This window comes from Anabaena sp. UHCC 0204, from assembly GCF_009711975.1.
GTDB lineage: Bacteria > Cyanobacteriota > Cyanobacteriia > Cyanobacteriales > Nostocaceae > Dolichospermum.
Genome location: NZ_VIKW01000012.1, coordinates 1 through 24,047 on the forward strand (window position 1 = coordinate 1; position 24,047 = coordinate 24,047).

The following is a 24,047-nucleotide window of genomic DNA, read 5'->3' on the forward strand; positions in this document are numbered from 1 at the left end:
GTTGTTGCTAGTGTGATCGCTAGTATTGCGTCTCCAGCACACGCAGCAGTATTCAGTTTTTCCTTTTCAACCGTTAGTAATGTAGGTTCTAGTGATCGTATACCTGGTACTGTTACTGGTTTTATAGCTCTACCACAAACAAATGGTACTAGCCCAGCATATGAGATTGCTATTACATCTTATCCTGATGCTCTCATTGGTATACCCTATAAGAGTTTTTCTGTATTTAAAACAATTCCCTTCACAATATATCAAAATAGCTTTACAGTGCTTAATGATACATTAATTGATGCAAATTTTTTTGCTGTGTCTCAAGATTGGAATATTGGTTTTTTGTTAAATGGTAATTATGAGGGGAATTACTTTAATGCACTTTCAGGGCAGCAGAATCAAGTAATGAATTCTAATGGGTTTACAGGAGCTACATACTCTAAAATTACATTTCGTCCTGTTCAGTTACATAGTAATGGTGAAACTTATTCAAACTCCTTTCAACAACCTGCTGATGTAAACGCTACTTCAGTCCCAGAACCAAGCGGGACTATCCCCACATTATTTGTGTCCATACTCGCTTTAGGATTTCTAAAAAAAACTAGAAAGCATATTGTATCAAAAATTAGCATTAATAATGTTGTTTAAACCCGTCTATAATAAACAATTAAAATTGATAATCAAAATGGTGCGTTACATTTAATTAACGCACCCTACAATTAACTAACTATAAGCCTCCATCGGTAAACAAGAACAAACAAAATTCCTATCCCCAAAAGCAGCATCTATCCTACCCACACTTGGCCAGAACTTATATTCCTTATTCCAACTTGCAGGATAAGCAGCTTGTTCACGGGAATAACCATGATTCCACTCACCAATAATCAAACTTTCCGCAGTGTGAGGAGCATTTTTCAAAAGATTATCGTGAATATCCATTTTACCAGATTCAATTGCGGCAACTTCCTCACGAATCGCAATCAAAGCATCACAAAATCTATCTAATTCCTGTTTAGATTCACTTTCTGTTGGTTCAACCATAATTGTCCCAGCAACAGGCCAAGAAACAGTAGGTGCATGAAAACCATAATCCATTAACCGCTTCGCAATATCATCAATTTCGATCTGCGCTGATTTCTTCAAACTTCGCAAATCTAAAATACATTCATGTGCTACTAAACCATTTTTTCCCTGATACAAAACCGGATAATAAGACTCTAATTTCTTAGCGATGTAATTAGCATTAAGAATTGCAATTTTGGTTGCTTTAGTTAAGCCATTTGCACCCATCATGGCAATATACATCCAAGAAATAACCAAAATACTCGCACTACCCCAAGGTGCAGCAGAAACCGCACCCAAATCACCACCCATTCTCACCACAGAATGTCCTGGTAAAAACGGCACAAGGTGAGAAGCAACACCAATGGGACCCATACCGGGACCACCACCACCATGAGGAATACAGAAAGTTTTGTGTAAGTTCAAGTGACAAACATCTGCACCAATATCACCAGGACGACAAATACCTACTTGGGCATTCATATTAGCCCCGTCCATGTAAACTTGTCCACCGTGACTATGAATGACAGCACAAATTTCTTGAATTGCTTCTTCAAATACCCCATGAGTTGATGGATATGTCACCATTAAAGCTGCTAATTCATGACTATGTTTTTCAGCTTTGGCTTTTAAATCATCAACATCAATATTACCATGATCATCACAAGCAACTCCCACAACTTTCATTCCACACATTACCGCACTAGCCGGATTTGTGCCATGGGCAGATTGAGGAATTAAACAAATGTTGCGATGTCCTTCTCCGCGACTTTGATGATATTCATGGATTACCAGAAGTCCAGAATATTCACCTTGAGAACCAGCATTTGGTTGTAAGGAAATTCCGGCAAAACCTGTAATTTCTCCTAACCATGCTTCTAATTGTTGAAACAGAATTTGATAACCTCTAGTTTGGGAAATTGGCGCAAAAGGATGAATTTTTCCAAATTCTACCCAAGTTACAGGAATCATTTCTGAAGTTGCATTTAACTTCATGGTACAAGAACCCAAGGGAATCATTGAAGTTGTTAATGATAAATCCTTGGTTTCTAGTTGATGTAAATAACGCAACAATTCAGTTTCTGAATGGTAACGGTTAAAAACTGGATGGGTGAGATAATTACTTGTTCGTGATAATTGATAATTAGAAATTGGTAATTCTTCCACAGTAAAAGGTAATTGATCTTTCAGCGCAAAAATTTGCCAAATGTCAATTAAATCTACTTCTGTGGTAGTTTCATCTAAAGAAATACCAATAGTTGAATTATCAAAAATTCGTAAATTGATATTTCTCTCATTCGCAGCGTCAAGAATTGCTTCTAATTTGGTATTTCCCAACTCTACCCGCAGCGTGTCAAAGAAGTTTTCAGAACTGATTTTGTAACCTAACTTTTTCAATCCTGCTGCTAAAGTTGCAGTAAGTTCATGAATATTTTCAGCAATTTCCCTGAGTCCATCTGGACCATGATAAACTGCATACATACTCGCCATTACTGCCAATAAAACCTGGGCTGTGCAAATATTACTGGTGGCTTTATCTCTGCGAATATGCTGTTCACGGGTTTGCAAAGCTAGACGTAACGCAGGTTTACCATGAATATCTTTTGATACTCCCACAATTCGCCCTGGAACTAGCCGTTTATACTCTTCTTTAGTGGCAAAATAAGCAGCGTGTGGTCCCCCAAATCCCAAGGGAATTCCGAAGCGTTGGGTGCTACCTACGGCTATATCAGCCCCTAATTCACCAGGGGGTGTGAGTAATATTAAACTTAAAGGATCTGCGGCTACAGTCACCAATGCACCCTGAGCATGGGACTTTGTGATAAAATTGCGGTAGTCGTAAATAGTACCATCAGTTGCAGGATATTGAAGAACTGCCCCAAAAATGGTTTCTGTGAAATCAAAAGTTTGATGATCACCGATAATGATATTTATACCAAGAGGTTTAGCTCTTGTTTGCAATACATCAATGGTTTGAGGATGACATTCACGGGATACAAAATAGTTATGTGATTTATTTTTGCAGATACCATAACTCATACTCATGGCTTCTGCTGCTGCTGTCGCTTCATCTAATAAAGAAGCGTTAGCAATTTCTAACCCGGTTAAGTCTATGATCATAGTTTGGAAATTTAGCAATGCTTCCAAACGTCCTTGGGCAATTTCTGGTTGATAAGGGGTGTAAGCTGTGTACCAACCGGGATTTTCAAGAATATTACGTTGAATTACAGCAGGAGTAATACAGTCATAATAGCCCATGCCAATAAATGAGCGATAAACTTGATTTTTGTCGGCTATTTGTTTTAGTTTTGCTAGTGCTGCATATTCGCTTTGTGCTGCTGGTAATTTTAGTTCTTGATGAAAGCGAATTGCTTGGGGTACTGTTTTATCAATTAAGTCTTCAAGGTTGGTCAAACCTAATAATTCTAGCATTTGCTGTATATCATCAGAGTTTAGTCCGATGTGTCTTTGAGCAAAGCTGCTTAATTTCTGACTGTTGTCAGCCAGAATATGGCGAGTACGAGGGGGATTAGCTACCACTAATGGTTCTCCGTGTTCTATTATATTAATATATTGTAATGATTACTCTAAAAAATTAGGGTTTTTCTAGAATAGACCTCTGGTGAAAATTAAATGTGCATAGTTTCAACCCCTTGTAGAGGCTTGTAGAGACGTTCCATGGAACGTCTCTACATTCTTTTCTCCCTTAACTAATAAGTATTGGATCTCTCTTCAATCCCAATTTGCAAATTCATCGCTCATATTACGAAGTAAGGCTGTAATTTGGGTACGTCGGGTTTCAAAGTTAGCAGCAATGTAAATTAACAAAATACCAACGAATAAACCAACAATCCATTTTAAGAAAGAATAACTGAGGCTAAAAATTACTAATTGATAAATGCTAGTAATGAAAAAAGTAGCTGTACCAACATAGAGAAAGGCGCGGATTTTTAAACCTAAACCGGCGAAAATGGTAATCAGACTAAAAATACCGGGGATAAAAGGCAGATTTTGATAAAACAAAATTGTCCAACCGCACATTAACCCACTTCCTAATATTCGTACACTGTGACGCAGGGGTTTAGATGTTGATAATTTTAGTTGTTCATCTATTTGGGCAATATATAGTAAAGATAAACCTATGGGTGTAATGTACCAGAGAGAATCTCTGAGGTTTAAATCATTAAACCAAGTAAATAATGCCCAATCAATTAATACTAAACTGATGTATGTAAAACGGATTTGTGTTGCAGTTTTGGCTAAAAAGACATAGTAAGCAGCAACAATAACTAAGGTAAGAGGATAAGTTTGTAGTCCCGTTGTTGCTAAAATGATTAATGGTAGGATGTATGCTGTGCGTTGCCAAGGTGTTTTTGACCAACCTAATCTTTGCCAAGGTAGGATATATAGGAAATAGGCAAATAGGCAAGATATCGCCCCATTCCAAGGTAGCAATTGTGCAGATAATAATTGTCCTATTGGTAAGTTTTGCAAGTAAAAACCAATCATTCCTACTTCTACTAAACCAAAATAAACCCAGATTTCCTGATTTGTTTCTTCTGCATTTTCTCTGCCTTGCCAAATAGCATAACGAACTAAAAATAATCCTGTTCCTAATACTATAGATAAGTTAATTTGGATAGGTAAATTAATTGCCAATAGGAATAAAATACTACTCCAACACCAATGGAGATGGGCAATATTTTTGATTTCTCTCGGAGTTAGACAAAGGTAACTAATCAGCCAAGGTGTGAGGATACGATAAGCATACATGATGCTAGTACCAAGGGCTGACATAGCAATTAATCCATCACCTAAAGCCCCTCCTGAAGATAGAGACATTTGATAAAATAGGAGTTCGTAGGCAGAAATTGATACGCCAATAATACCAAAATAAAGGAGTGGTTTAAATGCTTCTCTTCGTCTTCCTACACCAATTAAAATTAAGGCTACACCCAAAGAACAAAAACCTGTAAAGTCGGCAAATGTGGTTAACCGGAAAATGATACTAAATGCACCATAGATGAGGGGGAGAATGTGGAAACTATTGGGTAATGTTTGTAATTGATGTTTTCGTCGCCACCATTCCCCGAATAGTTGAGTTGTTAAACCTAAAATGATGTTAGCTATGGCGATTCTTATAATTGAATGTTCGCCAAATCCTAATATTTCGGCTGTTAATAATTCTAAACACCAACCAATTCCATAAAATGCCGCTTCTTTGGATTCTCCCCAACTGCGATAGACAATTGATCCTAAAATTATGGCTGTAGTGATGACATAAAGATACTCTGTTTTGATAATCCCTTGATAGATTAAGCTGGAGTGGAGAGTTAGGGCTGATAATTCTATTGTACATAATGCGATCGCCCATTTATCACTTGCTGCTGCATAAATTGTCGCTAATTCTGTACCTTTGCGTAAAAGAAAACCACGCCATAGCCATAAACTCAGAATTGTTAATGCAGTAACAATAAACCAACCGGATATTGTTAATTGGATTAAACCAAATACACCTTCCCATAATAATGCTGTGAGCAAACTTAGCCCAAAACCAATAATTGTTGCTGCATATATTTGGTTTCTTAAATAGCGAGTATTGATTAACATCACCCCTACACCTACACCCAAACCAATTAATCTAATTCCTGGTGAGGGTAGAGTTAATAATTGGGAAATACCCACAGATAAAACACTTAAAAAACTATTAGTAGTCCGATTTGGTTCATTTGTACGAATAGCTAAACCTGTTAATGCTAAAGGTGTAATTAACCAAATTATTCTGAAAGAGTTTTGATTTTGCCAATTACCATACCAATAAGTTTGAGCATTTACCCACAATAGAGAAAAACTGATTGCAGCCAATACTAAACCAATATGCCATGCACTACGTCGTCTTATGCCTTCACCAAGGCTAAATACCCATTCAGCTATCATCACAGCTAATAAAATACCTGCCCAAATCTCTTGATTTAAACTTGGAAAAAACCAATTAATGCTAGAAAAAAGTGTCAATACTCCCATGCTATGAGTTAGGTATATTAAGGGAGGAGAAAAGGCTGCCCGACGTTGAACAAATGTAGCTAGAGTAATAGTAGAAAATAAAAGATTAACTGTCCTTAATGTTGGATTTACTAAACCAATAATTGTTAAACAAATTCCTAAAGTTAGAGTTAGCTGTTCTCCAAAATTTGCCAATTCTTGATTTTCTTGATCATGTAATTTATCTGTTATCCATAACATCAAGATAATGTAAGGAAATAAAGCAATACTTAATAATGCCCAAGGTTCATTTTGTGAGTTAGTTAAAGTAGTAGCTGTACTAATTACTAATCTTTGTAATTCATTAGGTACTAACCGCCAACCTAGCCAAATTGTCTGTAAACCTATTAAGAAAATAGCGATAAAATCAAATTTTAAATTATATCTTTGCAAGCGACGACTCAAAAACCACAAACTCAAACCACTGACTATAATCGCTTGGGCTGGTTGAGTGATAACTGAAACTACCCAACCTAAAAATAATAAACTTCCTCCTAGCTTTTCCCACAGTACAGGAGGATTGGTAGAGATATTTTTTGCTGATAGCCAAATTACCAAACCGCCACAAATTCCAATTGCTAAACCTAATTGAGTAATATTAACTCCACTGAGGAAAATAGCCCTTGTTAGTAAAGTAAATAAAGCATAAACTAGAAAGGTAAAATATAAACTAATTCCCGATTGTGGAGGTTCTGAATTTGTATTTTCTTCTGGTTGGGTTAATTGATTATAAGCAGTAATAGCTGTTGTTCCTACCATTGCTAAATAAACAGCGATTAGAGGAAAATTTGATAATTTCCAACCCCAATGTAAATAACTCAAACCAATAATATTAACTAAAGGTAATTTACCAGTGGGAAAATTAGTAATAATATGGCGATTTTGGCAAAGTTGATTAGTAATAAATGTGAGAGTCAGTGAAGCAATTCCCATCACAATTAAGTTCAATGGATTTTGCCACAAACTGAAGCTATCCATTGCCCAAAAGTTGATAGGAACTAATAACAATGTCACAATTAATAACGTCTGTGCAGTTAACCTTAAATTGCTCTGCTTCGCTGCCCAAATCGTAAAACCACAAAAACTTAAAGTATAGGCAAATAACACTCCATACTGTCCAACTGCGGGAAATCTTTCCCACTGACTTGCAGCGAGAACACCGGAGGAAAGCACTACTAAAAATACACCCAAAAATAGCAACCACCGCACACTTAACTCTTCACCAAAAGATTGCAACAGCGAATTAACAAAACTGGGTTTTTTCGGTGCTTTTGGGATAGGAACAATTAACGGTCTGTTCGCGGCTGTAGGAGGTATCAAAACTACGTCTGGTTCAGATTCAGTCTGAGGTGTAAATACCACAGCAGAAACGAGATACTGTCGGGCTATTTGCTTAACCTGATCATCAGATATTAAACCCAGTTCTAGTAAGTAATCTAGTCCTAGCAATAAGTCAGGATGATCTGATGGTACTCTAACTGGGATTTTCTGCGATCGCTCAAAAGGATCAAAAGGTTGTGTCATAAATTGTAGCTTTATAAGTATATACTTGTAATTATGGTTTCGATTTTAGTATATGTTGGCTTACATTGTGCCACTTATCTAGCTGGGTAAATATTAAGACCTGTAAACATCCTTTGATATTATTTACCATTGGATGTCCAATATCTTCTGCACTTGGAAAAATTGATCCTTTCAATAGCAAAGCATATATTGGACGTGGTAGATTCCTAGCTTTCATGAATAACTACAAAGGAGCAATTCAAGACTATAAACAAGCTATTAATAAATATCCTGAATTAGTTGAGCCTTACATGGATCTTGCGGTAGTTAGTTGTGTATTAGAAAATAAAAAAAGAGCAATCAGAGATTATCAAAAAGCGGTAAATATCTCGAAAAGACAAGGATGAATAGAAAAGCAAAACGAAGCAATGAAAAGGCTTCGAGAAATACAACAGAATCAATGTTCATTATAATCACCTATCACCTATTCATGTTTTAAAAGAGTAGAATGTGAGATTATGCTTGATCAATCCTAATTAAAATCATAGTTTATGAAAGTTGTAGAAGAAACCAAGACTAGATTAGTCATTAAACATCAACCAATAGCCAACTGGTTCTCAGGTAGTATATTATTTATCGCAGGATTAAGTTTTTGGATTTATTTAATAGCTTTTGATTTTACTTCCCTGCGTCTTACCTGCAAACGTTCCGCACCTCCAGAAATTAACTGCGAATTAAATAAATTTGCATTTTTGGGAAGGATAGAAAAACGCAAAATCTTTGATCCTCAACAAGCATACATTCAAACAAAAATCGGTAGTAAAGGCAGTAAAAATTATCAAATAATTATTGTTAGTAAATTTGGAGAATTTCGGCTTTTACCTCATGTTAGCTATCAAGATAATGAGAAATTTGTGATTAAATTTAATAGCTTCATAAATTCTAATGAAAGCTTGTTGATATTACAACAAAATCAGCGGAGCTATCTATTATTTATCAGCTTATTTATGTTAGTGATGACAGTAATTGGTGCTTCCTTAGCAACATCATCTGCCACAACCTGCACCTTTTATAAAAGTATCAATAAAGTTTGTATAGAACGTCAAGGTTTACGTAGCAAGGAAATGATCGAGTATCCTCTAGAAGATATTGTGAATTTACATATTCAAGATAAGCAAGTTAAATATTCTAAAGTTTATCGGGCTGTAATTTTCCTTAAAAATACTCAAGAGATTCCCATTAATCCCCAATATACAGATAAAATAAGTGTCGAAAATGTAGTTACTAGAATTCGTTATTTTCTCAGTGGTGAATTTTTATAGAACTGAGAACATAATTTGATAATCTAGAATTTCTAATTGATTTTTGAACATACAGCACTTCTCGATGTTATGAGTTACAAAACTCTACCCCCTTTTTATATTGGCTCAAATTTAGATATAGCATTGATAGCCCTTTGTAGGCTTGGGGAATATAACTTAGCTACTTCCATTTGCCAGTAGTTATTAACAAAGTAAATCAACTGTCCATTATAGTCTCTACCTACCTTTGCAGTGCTGTTGGACTGTGGAACTATAGCCTCATGCAATTCACGTTTTTTAGATTTTCTCGCTATATTAATCAATGTTTGTTTCGGATCACTAATTTCGTCTACATTTTGAGGAATCAATGTTTGTGAAACTACTAAGAATTTGGCAAAGCTTTCACTATCAGCTAAAAGCCATGCTTCTACTTCCCTGACAGCGATACGAAACAACAGATTAGGATGTTTTGGATATGGTAGCCATTCTTGAATTAGTTCTTGTGGACACTCTGCTCTGTCAAGGTCTGTTAAAACTATATAAGGCGTTCCTTTGGCAGCATTATTAAATCCTTTTATATTCTTTTTAAGATAGCCGAAACCGTTTTTAGAATAACAATTACCCACTATATAAGGGCGGTTTGATTGGTGTAAAATTGCTCGCAATACAGCTTCACTCAGTGGGTCTTCAACAGCTAAATTAATAGGTATCAAATCCACTATAAATGAATCTCCAATTGATTAATTTCAGCTGGTTTAGTTAATGGCAATACGGCTTCAGCTATGCTTAAACCTCCTTCTAAAAGATCACGTACATTATCAATTAATGATGCGGTAGTAACTTTAGTTCCTTCTGGACTTGGTGTTAAAAGTAGGATTTCTTCACCTCCAATTCCTTCATCTTCCAGTAAATCTGCGCTATGTGTAGTAAGTATTATTTGTCTTTTTTTCTGACGCTGTATTCGATACATTAAAGAAGGAAGTTTTTTTACTATAGCTGCATTTAAAGATAACTCTGGTTCTTCAAGAAGCAGCGGTGAATCAGTTTCTAGTAATGACCATAGCAAGCCGATTAGACGTAATGTTCCATCGGAAAATTGATCTTCCCTTTGTTTACCAGCTTGAGGTCGCCAATGCTCATATACTGCTTCTAAATGAGGAACACCCATTTCATCTTTTATATCAGTAAGATGTTTCAATTGAGGAACAGCAGAACGCAACGCATTTTCAATCTTTGTTAGTCGAGATTTGCGAGTCTTTTCAGGAGTTTTGGTAATGCGTTCTAGAAAACTTCTGCCAAAAGCATCTTCTGAAATTCCCGGTCCAGAAAATGCCTCTGGATAACGGAGTAATTGCGGTACAAGGTGTAGATATAGAACTGATTCAAAAAACTTAGCAATTTCTCGAAAATTGGCATTAGCACTAATTTGCTCTAAGTGCGTCTGTGTTCGTCGTAATTCATCTTTTTTATCATCTATATCTGGTCTATTCACTATTATTTCATTTCCCTTCCATACACGCTCATATGCCAAAATAGGTTGACGATAACCTCTAGTTTGTTGGGTTATGCCAATAGCATATTTCCATATAAGTTTATGTTTTTTAGGTTCATTACCAGAATATTCAGATAGATGTACTTCAATTTCAATCTTGGGATTTTGCCTCGCTGACAAACAGCGAATTTTAGATACTCCTCCACGATCTTTTACCGCTGTCTGTAAACCACCTCCAGGTTTAGCAATGTCACGTAAAAAGCGAAATACGTCTAGAAAGTTAGATTTACCACAAGCGTTAGGACCGACTATAAAAACTCTGTCACCTAATCCAACATCTACTGACAGAAAATTACGCCAATTCTTGAGGATGATATGAGAAATAAACATTAGGAATAAAGAGAAGATTGCAACAGACCAGTTAAAAATAGTAAATTGACTATTTCTTCATCCTATTATAGCTATTTTCCTGGTATAAGCCCTAAATAGATGTTAAGAAGTGATTGATGATTACCAATCACCTCTTTTGCAATTACCCAAAATTACACTTTCTTCAACCAGCTAAACATAGCGCGTAAATCCTTACCAACTGCTTCAATAGGATGTTCAGCTTCTTGACGACGCATAGCAGTAAAACCAGGTTTACCAGCTTGGTTTTCTAGAACAAATTCCCGCGCAAATTGTCCAGATTGAATTTCGCTGAGGATTTTCTTCATTTCCGCTTTAGTTTCAGCAGTAACAACTCTTGGACCACGAGTATAATCTCCATATTCAGCGGTATTAGAAATACTATCGCGCATGGTGGCTAAACCACCTTCTACTACCAAATCAACAATTAATTTGACTTCGTGTAGACATTCAAAATAAGCGAGTTCTGGTTGATAACCTGCTTCCACCAAAGTTTCAAAACCGGCTTTAATTAAAGCACTTAAACCACCACACAATACTGCTTGTTCACCAAACAAATCGGTTTCGGTTTCTTCCCGGAAAGTAGTTTCCAAAATACCGGCGCGTGTACCACCAACACCTTTAGCATAAGCCATTGCGCGATCGCGTGCCTTACCAGTTGCATCTTGATAAACTGCAAATAACGCAGGTACACCTTGTCCTTGTTCGTAGGTACGACGCACCAAATGTCCGGGTCCCTTGGGTGCAACCATGACTACATCAACATCAGCAGGGGGAACAACCTGTGCAAAGTGGATATTAAAACCATGTGCAAAGGCTAAAACGTTACCAGCTTCTAAATTTGGTTCAATTTCGTTTTTATAAATTGTTTTTTGGACTTCATCAGGTAATAAAATCATAATGAAGTCAGCAGCCTTAGCCGCGTCTGCAACATTTTTTACAGTCAAACCAGCAGCTTCGGCTTTTGCTGTGGACTTACTGCCGGGATATAATCCGACAATGACATTAACACCGCTATCTTTGAGATTCAGCGCATGAGCATGACCTTGTGAACCATAACCAATAATAGCAACGGTTTTACCTTTTAAAAGGTCTAAATTAGCATCTTCATCATAATACATACGCGCCATAGAAGCATCTCCTGTTTATAAAGGCTGTCATGAAATTGGCAGACTTATGATTGTATCGCAAATTGGCCAGTTGTCAGTTGTTCGTTGTCAGTTGTATTTTTCTCCTTTCTTACTCCTGACTCTTGACCACTGACCACTGACAAATCCGCTACTTTTATTTTTTTTTAAGAAGTTCAAGATAAACAGAAATAATTGTGACATTTTTGATACAAATTTGTTAAGAATAGTTACAGCAGTGTCATGCAAGGAAATATTTCTTATGGTTGATCAGGTTGACAAAACACCAGTACATCAAGTTGTGATTATTGGCGGGGGCTTTGGGGGACTGTATGCCGCTAAGTCTATGGCTAAGGCCAATGTGCAAATCACTCTGATTGATAAACGCAATTTTCATCTCTTTCAACCTCTTCTGTACCAAGTAGCTACAGGTGCTTTATCCCCAGCGGATATTTCCTCTCCCTTGCGTTCTGTCCTCAGCAAGAGCAAGAATACAAAGGTGCTATTGGGTGAAGTGAATGATATTGACACCAATGCCCAAAGTGTCATGGTGGGCGAAGAAACAGTCCCCTACGATACCTTAATTGTGGCTACAGGGGCGAAGCATTCATATTTTGGTAAGGATAACTGGGAAGAATTTGCACCCGGTTTGAAGACTGTGGAAGATGCAATTGAAATGCGTCGGCGGATTTTTATGGCTTTTGAAGCCGCTGAAAATGAAAATGATCCGGTTAAACGCCAGGCTTTGTTAACTTTTGTAATTGTCGGTGGTGGTCCAACGGGGGTAGAATTAGCAGGAGCGATCGCTGAATTAGCAACTAAAACCCTCAAAGAAGATTTCCGCAACATTGACACCTCAGAAACCAGAGTTTTATTGTTAGAAGGTTTAGATCGTGTGCTTCCTCCCTTTGCACCGGAATTATCTCACACAGCAGAAGCATCATTAAAGGCTTTGGGTGTAGATGTGCAAACCAAAACATTAGTAACGCATATTGAAAATGATATAGTTACGATTAAGCAAGGTGATGAAGTTAAAGAAATTGCTGCGAAAACTGTGTTGTGGGCTGCGGGTGTGAAAGCCTCGCCAATGGGGAAAGTTTTGACAGAGAAGACAGGAGTTGAGAGCGATCGCGCTGGTCGTGTTATCGTTGAACCAGACCTAAGTATTAAAGGATTTCCCAACATTTTCGTAGTTGGTGACTTAGCAAATTTTGCCCATCAAAATGATAAACCCTTACCGGGAGTTGCACCAGTCGCCATGCAAGAAGGCGAATATGTAGCTAAACTAATTCAAAAACGTCTGAAAGGTGAAGCATTACCCCAATTTGAATATGTAGATAGAGGTAGTCTAGCAATGATTGGGCAACACGCCGCAGTTGTTGATTTAGGTTTCCTCAAACTTAGAGGTTTCTTCGCATGGTTTTTCTGGTTATTTGTACATATCTACTTCTTGATTGAATTTGATAATAAGTTAGTTGTGATGATTCAATGGTTGTGGAGTTATTTTACCCGCAATCGTGGCGCGAGATTAATTACAGGTAAGGAAACCATTGCACCTGTACCAATTGCAAATAGTGATAGTCACACGCCAGTTATCACAAAAAAGCCGTTGAATGTGTAGTTGGTAGTTTGTTAATAAGTCCTCAGATTAGTAAGTAGTCTGGGGATAGACAAAGATGAGCGTTTTTTCTAATTTCATGTATATTTGTTTCCCTATGTACTAAAATGGCTGTATTTCGTATCGCTAATCCCTTCCCACTAGAAGAATATAGATTAAATGAACCACGAAGGCACGAAGAACGCGAAGGAAGAAGGAAGAAGGAAGAAGATAGGTAATCTTATACTGGGGAGGATGTAGTATCGCCATTCTATATTTAGGGAATAAAACAATACTATGTCTAACGATGATATAAATATTCAAAACAATCGAATTATATTTTTTGGTTTATTTATTGGGTTTATATTTATTTCAGTTGTAATTTATCCAATTTCAATTATTTTAACTACTGGAGAATGGACTGAATTATTAGAAAAAAAGTATGAATACGTAATTAAAGTTTTAACAACTGCTGGTTTAATTTTTGGTGGAATTGTAGGATGTATTAATATTTTCTTTGCAGCCAAACGAGCTTATGCTATGGAAGCAACAGCTAAGGCTGCTAATGAAAGTGCGATCGCTGCCAATGAAAATGCTAAAATTGCCCGTGAAAACTTAAAAATATCAGAAGATAAGCAAATTACAGAACGCTTTGCTAAAGCCATAGAACAGCTTGCAAGTGAAAAAATTGAAGTCAGATTAGGCGCGATTTATACTTTAGAGAGAATTGCCAAAGATTCAGAAAAAGATCAATGGACAATTATGGAAGTCCTCACAGCTTTTGTGCGTGAGAATGCACCTATTAAAAAAGAAGATAAATCACAGGATAAAAAAGAGATACAAGAATTACCAAAGCTCAGGCTTGATATTCAAGAATGTCTAACTGTAATTGGACGACGCGAACACCCAGATAAACCAGGTAATAGACTTGATTTAAGTAATATTAATATCAGCAAAGCCAATCTTCAAAAAGCCAAACTTGAAGGAGCTAACCTTGAAGGAGCTAACCTCCAAGAAGCCAACATTGAAGGAGCTAACCTCCAAGAAGCCAACATTGAAGGAGCTAATCTTGAAAGAGCCAATCTTCAAAAAGCCAAACTTGAAGGAGCTAATCTTGAAAGAGCTAACCTCCAAGAAGTCATTCTCATTAAAACAGACCTCGAAGCAGCCAACCTCAGACAAGCCAAACTTATGGGAGCTATCGTCTATGATGCCAAATTCATAAAAGCCAAACTCTACAAAGCCAACCTTGAAAAAGCAGAACTCCAAGATGCAGACCTCAAAAATGCCAACCTCATGATGGCTAACCTCTCAGGAGCCAACCTCTCAGGAGCCAATCTCTCAGGAGCCAACCTCTCAGGAGCCAATCTCTCAGGAGCCAATCTCTCAGGAGCCAATCTCTCAGGAGCCAACCTCTCAGTAGCCAATCTCTCAGGAGCTACAATGCCAGACGGGTCAATTCATGATTAGGAAGATTTGATTCTTGTAAATTTTCAATAAACAAGGCTTTCTCACCCACAAAACCGAATATCCAAAACAGTCGCTACCATTTTCTAAACTGAATCATATTACTACATAATAGAAATAGAAATTCTATCTTTAGGATTGTCAAGAATGTATCAAACAGATCCGCCACTTTCCCCTAAAGAAACATTACCGACAATGTATGATCTTCCTAGCGAAGACCCGGAGGAACCTGGTTTGCCAGATCAATTTCATTTATTCCAACCACAATTATTAGCAGAAACATTCCGTCCACCTAACTATCCTAGCGACCAAATATTTACAGTTAGTGATATGAATCTTTATTATGATTCTCGTCACCCACTTTGGTATAAACGCCCAGATTGGTTTGCAGTTTTAGGTGTTCCTTCTCTTTATGAAAATAAAGAGTTACGTTTAAGTTATGTGGTTTGGCAAGAATCTGTTAATCCTTATGTTGTCGTTGAATTACTCTCACTGGGAACGGAAAAAGAAGACTTAGGGCAAACATTAAGAGATGTCGAAAAACCTCCTGGTAAATGGGAAGTTTACGAACAAATTTTAAGAGTACCCTATTACGCCATCTTTGATCGTTATAAATCTGAATTTAGAATGTTTCAGTTAACTGGCGCTCGTTATGCTGAAGTAAACTTATCAGATTTCCGGTTTTGGATTCCAGAAATAGAATTAGGTTTAGGAGTATGGCAAGGAAGTTATAAAACCGTCGAAATGCCTTGGTTACGTTGGTATGATAAAGACGGTAATTGGATGTTAACCAGCACAGAAGAGGAAAGACAAAAAGCCGAAAAAGAAAAACAAAAAGCCGAACAAGAAAGACAAAAGTTAGATCAAGAAAGGCAAAAGTTAGATCAAGAAAGGCAAAAAACAGAAAGATTAATTGCCCAACTGCGATCGCTTGGTGTTGAACCTGATTTAGAATAGATGCAATCTCTCCTTCTATCAACAGTCTTTAATTGTCAATGCTGTAGGGGCGCAGGGTCTGCGCCCTCCGTTATCTTATATCCAATTCCAACTAGGAACAAGAAATAAATTAAGTATTTAGCAAGAATAACCAGTACATTAATGAAAAGGATATAAAAAATAGACTGATGAATCCAATCGCATCTACCTTAACTTCTATTATCAGCACAGACAACGCCGTTTTATCGTGGGAAAATCTCACCCCCACCCAGCAGCACAATATCCAACAAGGGATAGACTCCAAAAGCCGCCCCAGTTGTATCGTGTATCCCCACAGCCAAGCAGAATTAGCCGCAGTTATAGCGATCGCCAACAGCAATAAATGGCGCGTTCTGCCTTGTGGTAGGGGCAGTAAACTTCATTGGGGTGGTTTAGCTAAAAATATTGATCTTGTTGTCAGTACCGAACGCATAAACCAACTCATAGAACACGCAGTTGGTGATTTAACTGTCACCGTCGAAGCAGGGATGAAATTTGCCCATCTTCAGGAGATTTTGGCAAAATCGGGACAAACATTAGCTTTAGACCCTGCTAAACCAGAATTAGCTACCATTGGGGGTATCGTGGCTACTGCTGATACTGGTTCTCTGCGTCAACGTTATGGCGGTGTCCGTGATCAACTTTTAGGTATAACTTTTATCCGTGCAGATGGCCAAATTGCCAAAGCGGGGGGACGAGTCGTCAAAAATGTGGCAGGTTACGACTTAATGAAATTATTTACTGGCGCTTACGGTACATTAGGAATTATCAGCCAAGTCACTTTTCGAGTTTATCCGATTCCCGAAACTTCAGCGACAGTTATCTTAACTGGGAAAGCAGAAGCCATATCCCAAGCAGCAAGAACTTTACAAAATTCCGAGTTAACACCAACTCAAGCTGATTTATTATCAAGTAAATTAGTTGCTAAGTTAGATTTGGGGACAGAATTAGGATTAATTGCCCGGTTTCAAAATATTAGTGAAAGTGTGCAAGAACAGTCAAAGCGACTTTTAGCAATTGGCGAAAAATTAGGTTTACATGGGATAATTTATTCAGCAGATCATGAAGCTGATTTATGGCAACGATTACCAGAACAAATACATGATCATGTTACAGAAGCGACAATTACCTGCAAAATAGGAGTATTACCAACTGCGGCAGTGGAGATTTTAAATAAAATAGAAATTGGTTTAATTCATATTAGTAGTGGCTTGGGTGTGGTGCGGTTAGAAAATCAAGAACAAATTTTGCCATTACGAAATTTATGTAAAGCAAATTCTGGTTTTTTAAGTATTTTATCTGCACCTGTTGAGTTAAAGGCAAGGGTTGATGTTTGGGGGGATATTGGTAATAGTTTGACGGTAATGCGGGGAATTAAGGAACAGTTTGATGGTAATTATATTTTAAGTCCTGGTCGGTTTGTTGGTGGGATTTAAGATTTAAGAGAATGAACCACGAAGGCGCAAAGAACACGAAGTTAAGAGGGGGAAGAGAAATGCAAGAAGTTTCAGATGGTGTTGTTAATAATGTTGCTAGTATTAAGAATTTGAAGGGTTTTGATGAAAGTCATCCACCTGATCCTAAGTTGATTGATAGTTGTGTTCATTGTGGGTTTTGTCTGGCTACTTGTCCTAGTTATCGGATATTAGGAAAGGAGATGGATTCACCCAGAGGACGTATCTATTTAATGGATGCTATTAATGAGGGGGAAATTGCTCTCAATACGGCTACTGTTGAACATTTTGATTCTTGTTTGGGTTGTCTAGCTTGTGTTTCTACTTGTCCTTCTGGTGTGCAGTATGATAAGTTGATTTCAGCAACTAGACATCAGGTGGAAAGAAATTATAATCGCAGTTTACCTGATAAGTTAGTTCGACAATTGATTTTTTCTCTATTTCCTAATCCTGATCTTTTAAGAATTTTACTTTTCCCATTATTAGTTTATCAAAAGTTAGGAATTTCTCAGGTATTACAAGCAACTGGATTAATTAAAGCTATATCTCCCCGATTAGCGGCAATGGAATCTATTTTACCGCAAATAACTCTCAAATCTTTTCAAGATAATTTACCAGATATTATCCCTGCAAAGGGTGAAAAAAGATATCGGGTGGGTGTAATTTTAGGATGTGTGCAAAGGCTGTTTTTCTCTGGTGTAAATGAAGCGACGGTAAGGGTTTTAACAGCAAATGGTTGTGAAGTGGTAATTCCTAAATCTCAAGGTTGTTGTGCTGCACTTCCTGAACATCAAGGACAAACGGAACAAGCGAAAACATTAGCAAGACAAATGATTGATAGTTTTGCTGATACTAATGTGGATTTTGTGATTATCAATGCTGCTGGTTGTGGTCATACTTTGAAAGAATATGGTCATATTTTAGCAGATGATCCAGAATATGCCGAAAAAGCTCAAGCATTTGCAGCAAAAGTTAAAGACGCACAAGAGTTTTTAATTAATGTGGGTTTAACAGCTAAACTTTCACCTTTGACTGATAAAAATCTCACTTTAGTTTATCAAGATGCTTGTCATTTATTGCATGGTCAAAAAATTAGTGTCCAACCTCGTCAACTTTTAAATAAAATTCCGGGAGTAACTTTAAAAGAACCAATAGACGCGGCTTTGTGTTGTGGTAGTGCGGGGGTTTATAATATGTTGCAACCAGAAGTTGCGGAAGAGTTAGGTAAACAAAAAGCTCAGAATTTAATCAATACTGGTGCTGATTTAATTGCTTCTGCTAATCCTGGTTGTAGTTTGCAGATTAGTAAATATTTACAGGGTAAGACTATTTCTGTAATGCACCCAATGGAATTGTTAGATTATGCGATTCGGGGTGATAAATTGGAGATATAGGAAATGCGTTTCCCAATCTAATGAGGTACAGAATCTAAGAAGTGTAAGGGCGAAGCATTTGGTGTAAGGGCGAAGCATTCGGAAAATAAACTTGGGAAAAAACCGATAATTAATCGCCCGAATGCTTCGCCCCTACTTGGGAAAAAACCGATAATTTGTACCTCACGGGAATGGGAATTGCTATTTTACTTTCATTCACCCATAATTCTGGATAACATAGGCTATTATTGACCAAGCTGTAAATACCATAGTGTTACTATATGAGACTCAGCTTGTGTATGATAGTCAAAAATGAAGAAATTGCCTTGCCAAAATGCCTGGGAAGTGTTAAGAATTTTGTTGATGAAATTGTAGTTCTCGATACAGGTTCAACTGACAAAACACCCCAAATTGCTCAACAATTTGGCGCTAAGGTCCATTATTTTGCCTGGAATAATAACTTTAGTGCGGCTAGAAATGAGGCTTTAAAATATGTTACAGGTGATTGGATTTTGGTTTTAGATGCTGATGAAACTTTGACACCGGAAATTATGCCTTTACTCAAAGCAGTTATTAGCAAAGAAGAATATATTGCGATTAATTTGGTACGTCAAGAAGTTGGTTCAACACAATCACCTTATTCTCTAGTTTCTCGATTATTTCGTAATCATCCAGATATCTATTTTGATCGCCCTTATCATGCTTTAATTGATGATAGTATTACGGCAATTTTAAATAAAGAACCAACTTGGCAAATTGGTTATTTACCAGGGGTAGCGATTCTGCATACTGGTTATCAAAAAGCGGTGATTAATGAGCAGAATAAATATGTTAAAGCCGCAGCCGCAATGGAAGAATTTTTTGCAACTCATCCCCATGACTCTTATGTATGCAGTAAGTTGGGGGCTTTGTATATGCAAATGGGGAAGATTCAGGAGGGAATGGAGTTATTAAAACGGGGTTTAAATCAAATTCTTGGAAATCAAGTTGATGAAGATCAAAAACCGTTGCATAAATTAAAATATTTGCAGTTACCAAAAGTTGATGCTGCTATTGATGAGGATATAAATTATGATATTTTGTATGAATTACATTATCATTTAGGGATTGGTTATACATCTTTAAAAGATATATCTCAAGCTATTTCTCATTATCAAGCTGCGGTGAAGTTACCTATTTATCCACTTTTAAAATTAGGAGGATATAATAATTTAGGAAATTTATTGAAAAGTGTGGGAGATTTACAAGGGGCAAAAACTGCTTATGAAACATCTATCAAAATAGATCCTAATTTTGTGATTGGTCATTATAATTTAGGCATGATATGTAAAGCAATGGGATTGTTTGCTGAGGCTATTAATTGTTATGACAATGCTATTAATTTAAATCCTGATTATGCTGAAGCTTATCAAAATCTAGGGGTTGTGTTGTTGAAAATTGGCGATGTTACAGCTAGTCTAGCAGCTTTTGAATATGCGATCGCTCTCCATGAATTGAACAACCCCGAAGAAGCACAGCGACTTCATCAGGGGTTGGAGGAAATGGGTTTGCTATGATTTCTAAATCCGAGAATGCACGAATTTCTCTAATCTATCCATTCCCTTTTCAATCGTCGCCATATCAGTAGCGTAGGAAAGACGAATATTTTTATCAGCACCAAAAGCGACACCAGGAATGACTGCAACTTGATGCGCTTCCAATAAAGCATCACAAAATTCCAGGGATTTCAAACCGGTTTTGCTGATATCAGGAAATAGGTAAAAAGCACCGTCTGGTTTCGCGGTACTCAAACCAGGAATAGCGTTGAGTCTGTCAAACATGACCTGACGACGTTTAGCGAAAGCTTGGCGCATTTCCTCTACACAGTCTTGGGAACTCTCCAAAGCTGCGATCGCCCCATATTGAGCAAAAGTACACACATTCGATGTACTATGTCCTTGAATGGTGCTGGCGGCTTTGATAATTTCCACGGGTCCTGCTAAATAACCCAAGCGCCAACCGGTCATTGAATAACCTTTAGCAAAACCGTTACTAATCAAAGTCCGGGAAAAGATTTCCGTTCCTAACGAACCAATGCTGATATGTTCTGCACCATCATAGAGAATTTTTTCATAAATCTCATCAGACACAACATAGATATCTGCATCAACTATTACCTGCGCCAAGGCTTTAATTTCCCCTGGCGTATATACCATCCCTGTGGGGTTAGAAGGGGAGTTAAGAATAAATAACTTAGTTTTTGGGGTAATAGCTTTTTTCAGTTGTTCTGGGGTAATTTTATAGCCAGTAGAAGCATCTGTTTCCACAATTACCGACTTTCCACCCACTAGAGTTACCATTTCGGGATAACTTAGCCAGTAGGGTGCGGGGATAATTACCTCATCACCGGGGTCAATCAGTGCCACCATTAAATTATAGAGAGAATGCTTACCGCCGTTTGTGACCAGGACATTCTCTGACTTATAATCAAGACCATTATCATTTTTCAGCTTCTGGGCGATCGCTTCCCTTAACTTTGGTTCTCCAGCGGCTGGACCATACTTGGTTTTACCTTCATCCAAAGCTTTCACTGCTGCGGCTTTGATATGCGCTGGAGTATCAAAATCTGGTTCTCCAGCACTAAAACTGCAAACATCTATCCCCCCGGCTTTCATGGCCTTAGCTTTAGCTGCGATCGCTAAGGTGATGGAGGGTGTTACCTGACTTACTCTTGCTGCCAGCTTCATGCTACTTTTTTTGGCGAATCTCTATCCTATCTCTCTAAGGATATCCCAGAATCCTATGCGATATTTGCCCTTTCTAAATTCTTTTTTACCCAAACATGGGACGGATTAATTTACTTCAAGTCTTGACAAGACGAAAAATTTAGTTTACACTAATGTTAAGAGTAGAAATCTGTTCGCGCATATATAGTAAACTTTTGGATTGTCTGAATCAGGATTTACAGGATTAAAGGATTTACAGGATTGTGATATTATCATTACCTAAACTATCCTGATATGGCTACGCCACGCTTCGCTATCAGACAAATAAAAATATCCAAATCTCCACTAAAAATCATCCAATAACATCCTGAAAATCCTCAAATCCTGGATATCTTGATTCTGACAAATAAAAATATCCAAATCCCCACCAAAAATCATTCAACAACATCCTGTAAATCCTTAAATCCTGGAAATCCTGATTCAGACAATTAAACGCAGATGAACGCAGATAAACGCGGATGTTATACTAATTTTTAATTTCTCTCCCAATCCTGCAAATCCTAATTCTGACAATATGCAATCCTGGACACCTAACACCCCACTACAGAACGGACAGTATATCATTAAAAGAGCGATCGGTGGCGGTGGCTTTGGTGAAACCTATCTCGCAGAAGATACAGAAGAAAACAGGTTGGTTGTGATAAAAACCCTCAACCGGGAACAACAACAAAAACCAGACTTTGCGGAAATACAAAAGAGGTTTAGAAAAGAAGCCTTAGATTTATCAAAATGCTATCATCCCCATATTGTCCAAGTTTACGACAATTTTCCCGAAGATGGACTTTGGGCTATTGTCATGGAACATATTGACGGTGATGATTTAGCAGCCTATGTTGAAAGCTACACTGCTGAAAATGGTTACTTGTCAGAAACCGAAGCTTTGCGCTACATTGACCAAATCGGACAAGCTTTAGAAGTAGTTCATGAACGGAAACTTTTACATCGAGATGTGAAACCCAATAATATTTTGTTGCGACGGGAAAGCAAAGAAGCAGTATTAATTGATTTTGGGTTAGCGCGGGAATTTCAACCTGGTAAAATCAAAAGCATGACAGCGATGATAACCGAAGGTTATGCACCCATAGAGCAATATGAACGGCGTGGAGATTTTGGTTATTATACAGATGTTTATGCTTTAGCAGCGACATTATATAGTTTATTAACGAATAGAGTTCCCATTCCTGCTAATTATCGCGCTGAGGAAGATGTCAAGTTATCACCACCGCAAAAATTTAATCAGCAGATTAGCGATAAGGTAAATGCTGCTATTCTCAAAGGTATGGAGTTAGAACCCCAAAACCGTCCGCAGACTGTGCGGGAGTTTAGGGAAATTTTGGGTTTGGTTATTCAACCTGTTTCTACACCTCAACCACAACCAAGACAACAACAAAATATCCCCACACCTCTACCACCTCCACCCCAAACTGTTCGTTTACCACGACCTTATTCTTTCGTACCTAAGACAAAGGAAATTTTCATTCCTCAAAGTTCCACACCTCAACCAATAAACCAAGAAGTAGAATTAAAATCATCCTGTGGAATGGACTACAGCAAACTGCAAAACTACCTCAAAGCTGAAAAATGGAAGGAAGCAGACGAGGAAACCAGACGGGTAATGTTAGCGGTTGCGAAACGGGAAAAGATTCGTTGGTTAGATTTTGAACACATTAATAATTTTCCCTGTGAAGACCTCCGAACTATTGACCAGTTGTGGGTAAAATATAGTGATGGTAAATTTGGTTTTTCTGTGCAGAAACGGATTTATCAAGGTTTAGGTGGAACGAGAGAATATAACTCAGACATCAGAGAGAAGTTCGTAGCTGAGGTAGGATGGAGAAAAGGAGGAAAGGCTGGGATTATTACTTTTGACAAAAAAGCACCAGAAGGCCACCTCCCGATTCCGTGTGGGTTTCAGTGGGGAGTGATGGTTTGGTGGTTGGGTGGTGGCTGGGGATTGGCTTGTTGTCTCTTCTCTCGCGTCGAGACTTGTAAACTGTAACATTTAAGGGTTACAGAAAAATATTAAGTCTGAATCAGGGTATCCAGGATTTAAGGATTTACAGGATGTTAGTTTGCATCTAAATATCCCCGACTTCTGCGATAATTAATGTGATAAATGAGAAGATTGTTAAAAGTTGTCGGGGATCTGAATTTCTCAATTGTCTGAATCAGGATGTCCAGGATTAAAGGATTTACAGGATGTTGGTTTTAAATGTGATGTTTTAGAGATTTATTTAATCATCAATTTTCAAATTGAAAATGTGAGAGTTTAAATAAAATTACCCAACAATCATTAACTTACATAATAAAATTAATATCTAAAAAATCCCCATATCTTAAAAATCCTCACCTCTCAAAAATCCTCAACGCAAACTAAAATCCTGTAAATCCTCAAATCTTGGATATCCTGATTCAGACAAATAAAATCTTCAACCTCCCACCTCCCACTAAAAATCATCCAATAACATCCTGTAAATCCTAAAATCCTG

The 24,047-nt window shown here is 37.5% G+C and carries 16 protein-coding genes; 10 read left to right on the top strand and 6 right to left on the bottom strand.

The window, feature by feature from the left end; all coding sequences use genetic code 11:
• The coding region (locus tag FJR04_RS11965) for a hypothetical protein (RefSeq protein WP_217359338.1) at positions 1-639 on the top strand (639 nt) is incomplete at its 5' end.
• A gap of 75 nt (positions 640-714) precedes the next feature.
• Here the strand turns inward: FJR04_RS11965 and gcvP are convergent.
• Entirely contained in the window at positions 715-3,594 is a 2,880-nt protein-coding gene (gcvP, locus tag FJR04_RS11970) for an aminomethyl-transferring glycine dehydrogenase (protein ID WP_168494961.1), read from the bottom strand.
• A gap of 192 nt (positions 3,595-3,786) precedes the next feature.
• A complete protein-coding gene (locus FJR04_RS11975) occupies positions 3,787-7,620 on the bottom strand; it encodes a DUF2157 domain-containing protein (RefSeq protein ID WP_168494963.1) in 3,834 nt (1,277 codons plus the stop codon).
• Between the two features lie 215 nt (positions 7,621-7,835).
• On the opposite strand from FJR04_RS11975, the gene FJR04_RS11980 reads away from it, so the two are divergent.
• Positions 7,836-8,006 (top strand): hypothetical protein, encoded by a 171-nt coding sequence (locus tag FJR04_RS11980; RefSeq protein ID WP_168494965.1) that lies wholly within the window; start codon positions 7,836-7,838, stop codon positions 8,004-8,006.
• 144 nt (positions 8,007-8,150) lie between these two features.
• Positions 8,151-8,921 carry a hypothetical protein gene (locus FJR04_RS25730; RefSeq protein ID WP_174763534.1) on the top strand — a complete coding sequence of 257 codons (771 nt, stop codon included), beginning with the start codon at positions 8,151-8,153 and terminating at the stop codon, positions 8,919-8,921.
• A 95-nt stretch (positions 8,922-9,016) separates the two neighbouring features.
• On the opposite strand, the gene FJR04_RS11990 is transcribed toward FJR04_RS25730, so the two are convergent.
• From FJR04_RS11990 to ilvC, 3 genes are all read right to left on the bottom strand, one after another.
• Positions 9,017-9,619 (bottom strand): DUF4276 family protein, encoded by a 603-nt coding sequence (locus FJR04_RS11990; protein ID WP_168494967.1) that lies wholly within the window; start codon positions 9,617-9,619, stop codon positions 9,017-9,019.
• Positions 9,619-10,782, bottom strand: coding sequence for an AAA family ATPase (locus FJR04_RS11995; protein WP_168494969.1), 1,164 nt, complete (start codon positions 10,780-10,782; stop codon positions 9,619-9,621). The genes FJR04_RS11990 and FJR04_RS11995 overlap by 1 nt, the downstream gene beginning before the upstream one ends.
• Positions 10,783-10,934: 152 nt before the next feature.
• Positions 10,935-11,930, bottom strand: a complete 996-nt coding sequence (ilvC, locus tag FJR04_RS12000; protein WP_168494971.1) for a ketol-acid reductoisomerase — start codon at positions 11,928-11,930, stop codon at positions 10,935-10,937.
• A gap of 259 nt (positions 11,931-12,189) precedes the next feature.
• Between ilvC and FJR04_RS12005 the strand changes: the two genes are divergently transcribed.
• From FJR04_RS12005 to FJR04_RS12030, 6 genes are all read left to right on the top strand, one after another.
• The gene (locus tag FJR04_RS12005; protein ID WP_168494973.1) at positions 12,190-13,548 is read left to right on the top strand and encodes an NAD(P)/FAD-dependent oxidoreductase; all 1,359 of its coding nucleotides are present in this window, start codon (positions 12,190-12,192) and stop codon (positions 13,546-13,548) included.
• A gap of 273 nt (positions 13,549-13,821) precedes the next feature.
• On the top strand, positions 13,822-14,994 hold the full coding sequence (locus tag FJR04_RS12010) for a pentapeptide repeat-containing protein (RefSeq protein ID WP_168494975.1): 1,173 nt from the start codon (positions 13,822-13,824) through the stop codon (positions 14,992-14,994).
• A 144-nt stretch (positions 14,995-15,138) separates the two neighbouring features.
• Positions 15,139-15,948, top strand: coding sequence for a Uma2 family endonuclease (locus tag FJR04_RS12015; RefSeq protein WP_168494977.1), 810 nt, complete (start codon positions 15,139-15,141; stop codon positions 15,946-15,948).
• Between the two features lie 167 nt (positions 15,949-16,115).
• On the top strand, positions 16,116-17,402 hold the full coding sequence (locus FJR04_RS12020; RefSeq protein WP_168494979.1) for an FAD-binding oxidoreductase: 1,287 nt from the start codon (positions 16,116-16,118) through the stop codon (positions 17,400-17,402).
• Positions 17,403-17,461: 59 nt separating this feature from the next.
• On the top strand, positions 17,462-18,814 hold the full coding sequence (locus FJR04_RS12025) for a (Fe-S)-binding protein (protein ID WP_168494981.1): 1,353 nt from the start codon (positions 17,462-17,464) through the stop codon (positions 18,812-18,814).
• A gap of 260 nt (positions 18,815-19,074) precedes the next feature.
• A complete protein-coding gene (locus FJR04_RS12030; RefSeq protein WP_168494983.1) occupies positions 19,075-20,349 on the top strand; it encodes a tetratricopeptide repeat protein in 1,275 nt (424 codons plus the stop codon).
• Positions 20,350-20,352: 3 nt separating this feature from the next.
• On the opposite strand, the gene FJR04_RS12035 is transcribed toward FJR04_RS12030, so the two are convergent.
• Entirely contained in the window at positions 20,353-21,519 is a 1,167-nt protein-coding gene (locus FJR04_RS12035; RefSeq protein ID WP_168494985.1) for a pyridoxal phosphate-dependent aminotransferase, read from the bottom strand.
• Between the two features lie 553 nt (positions 21,520-22,072).
• Between FJR04_RS12035 and FJR04_RS12040 the strand changes: the two genes are divergently transcribed.
• Positions 22,073-23,557 carry a serine/threonine-protein kinase gene (locus FJR04_RS12040; protein WP_254445270.1) on the top strand — a complete coding sequence of 495 codons (1,485 nt, stop codon included), beginning with the start codon at positions 22,073-22,075 and terminating at the stop codon, positions 23,555-23,557.
• Positions 23,558-24,047: the final 490 nt, after the last annotated feature.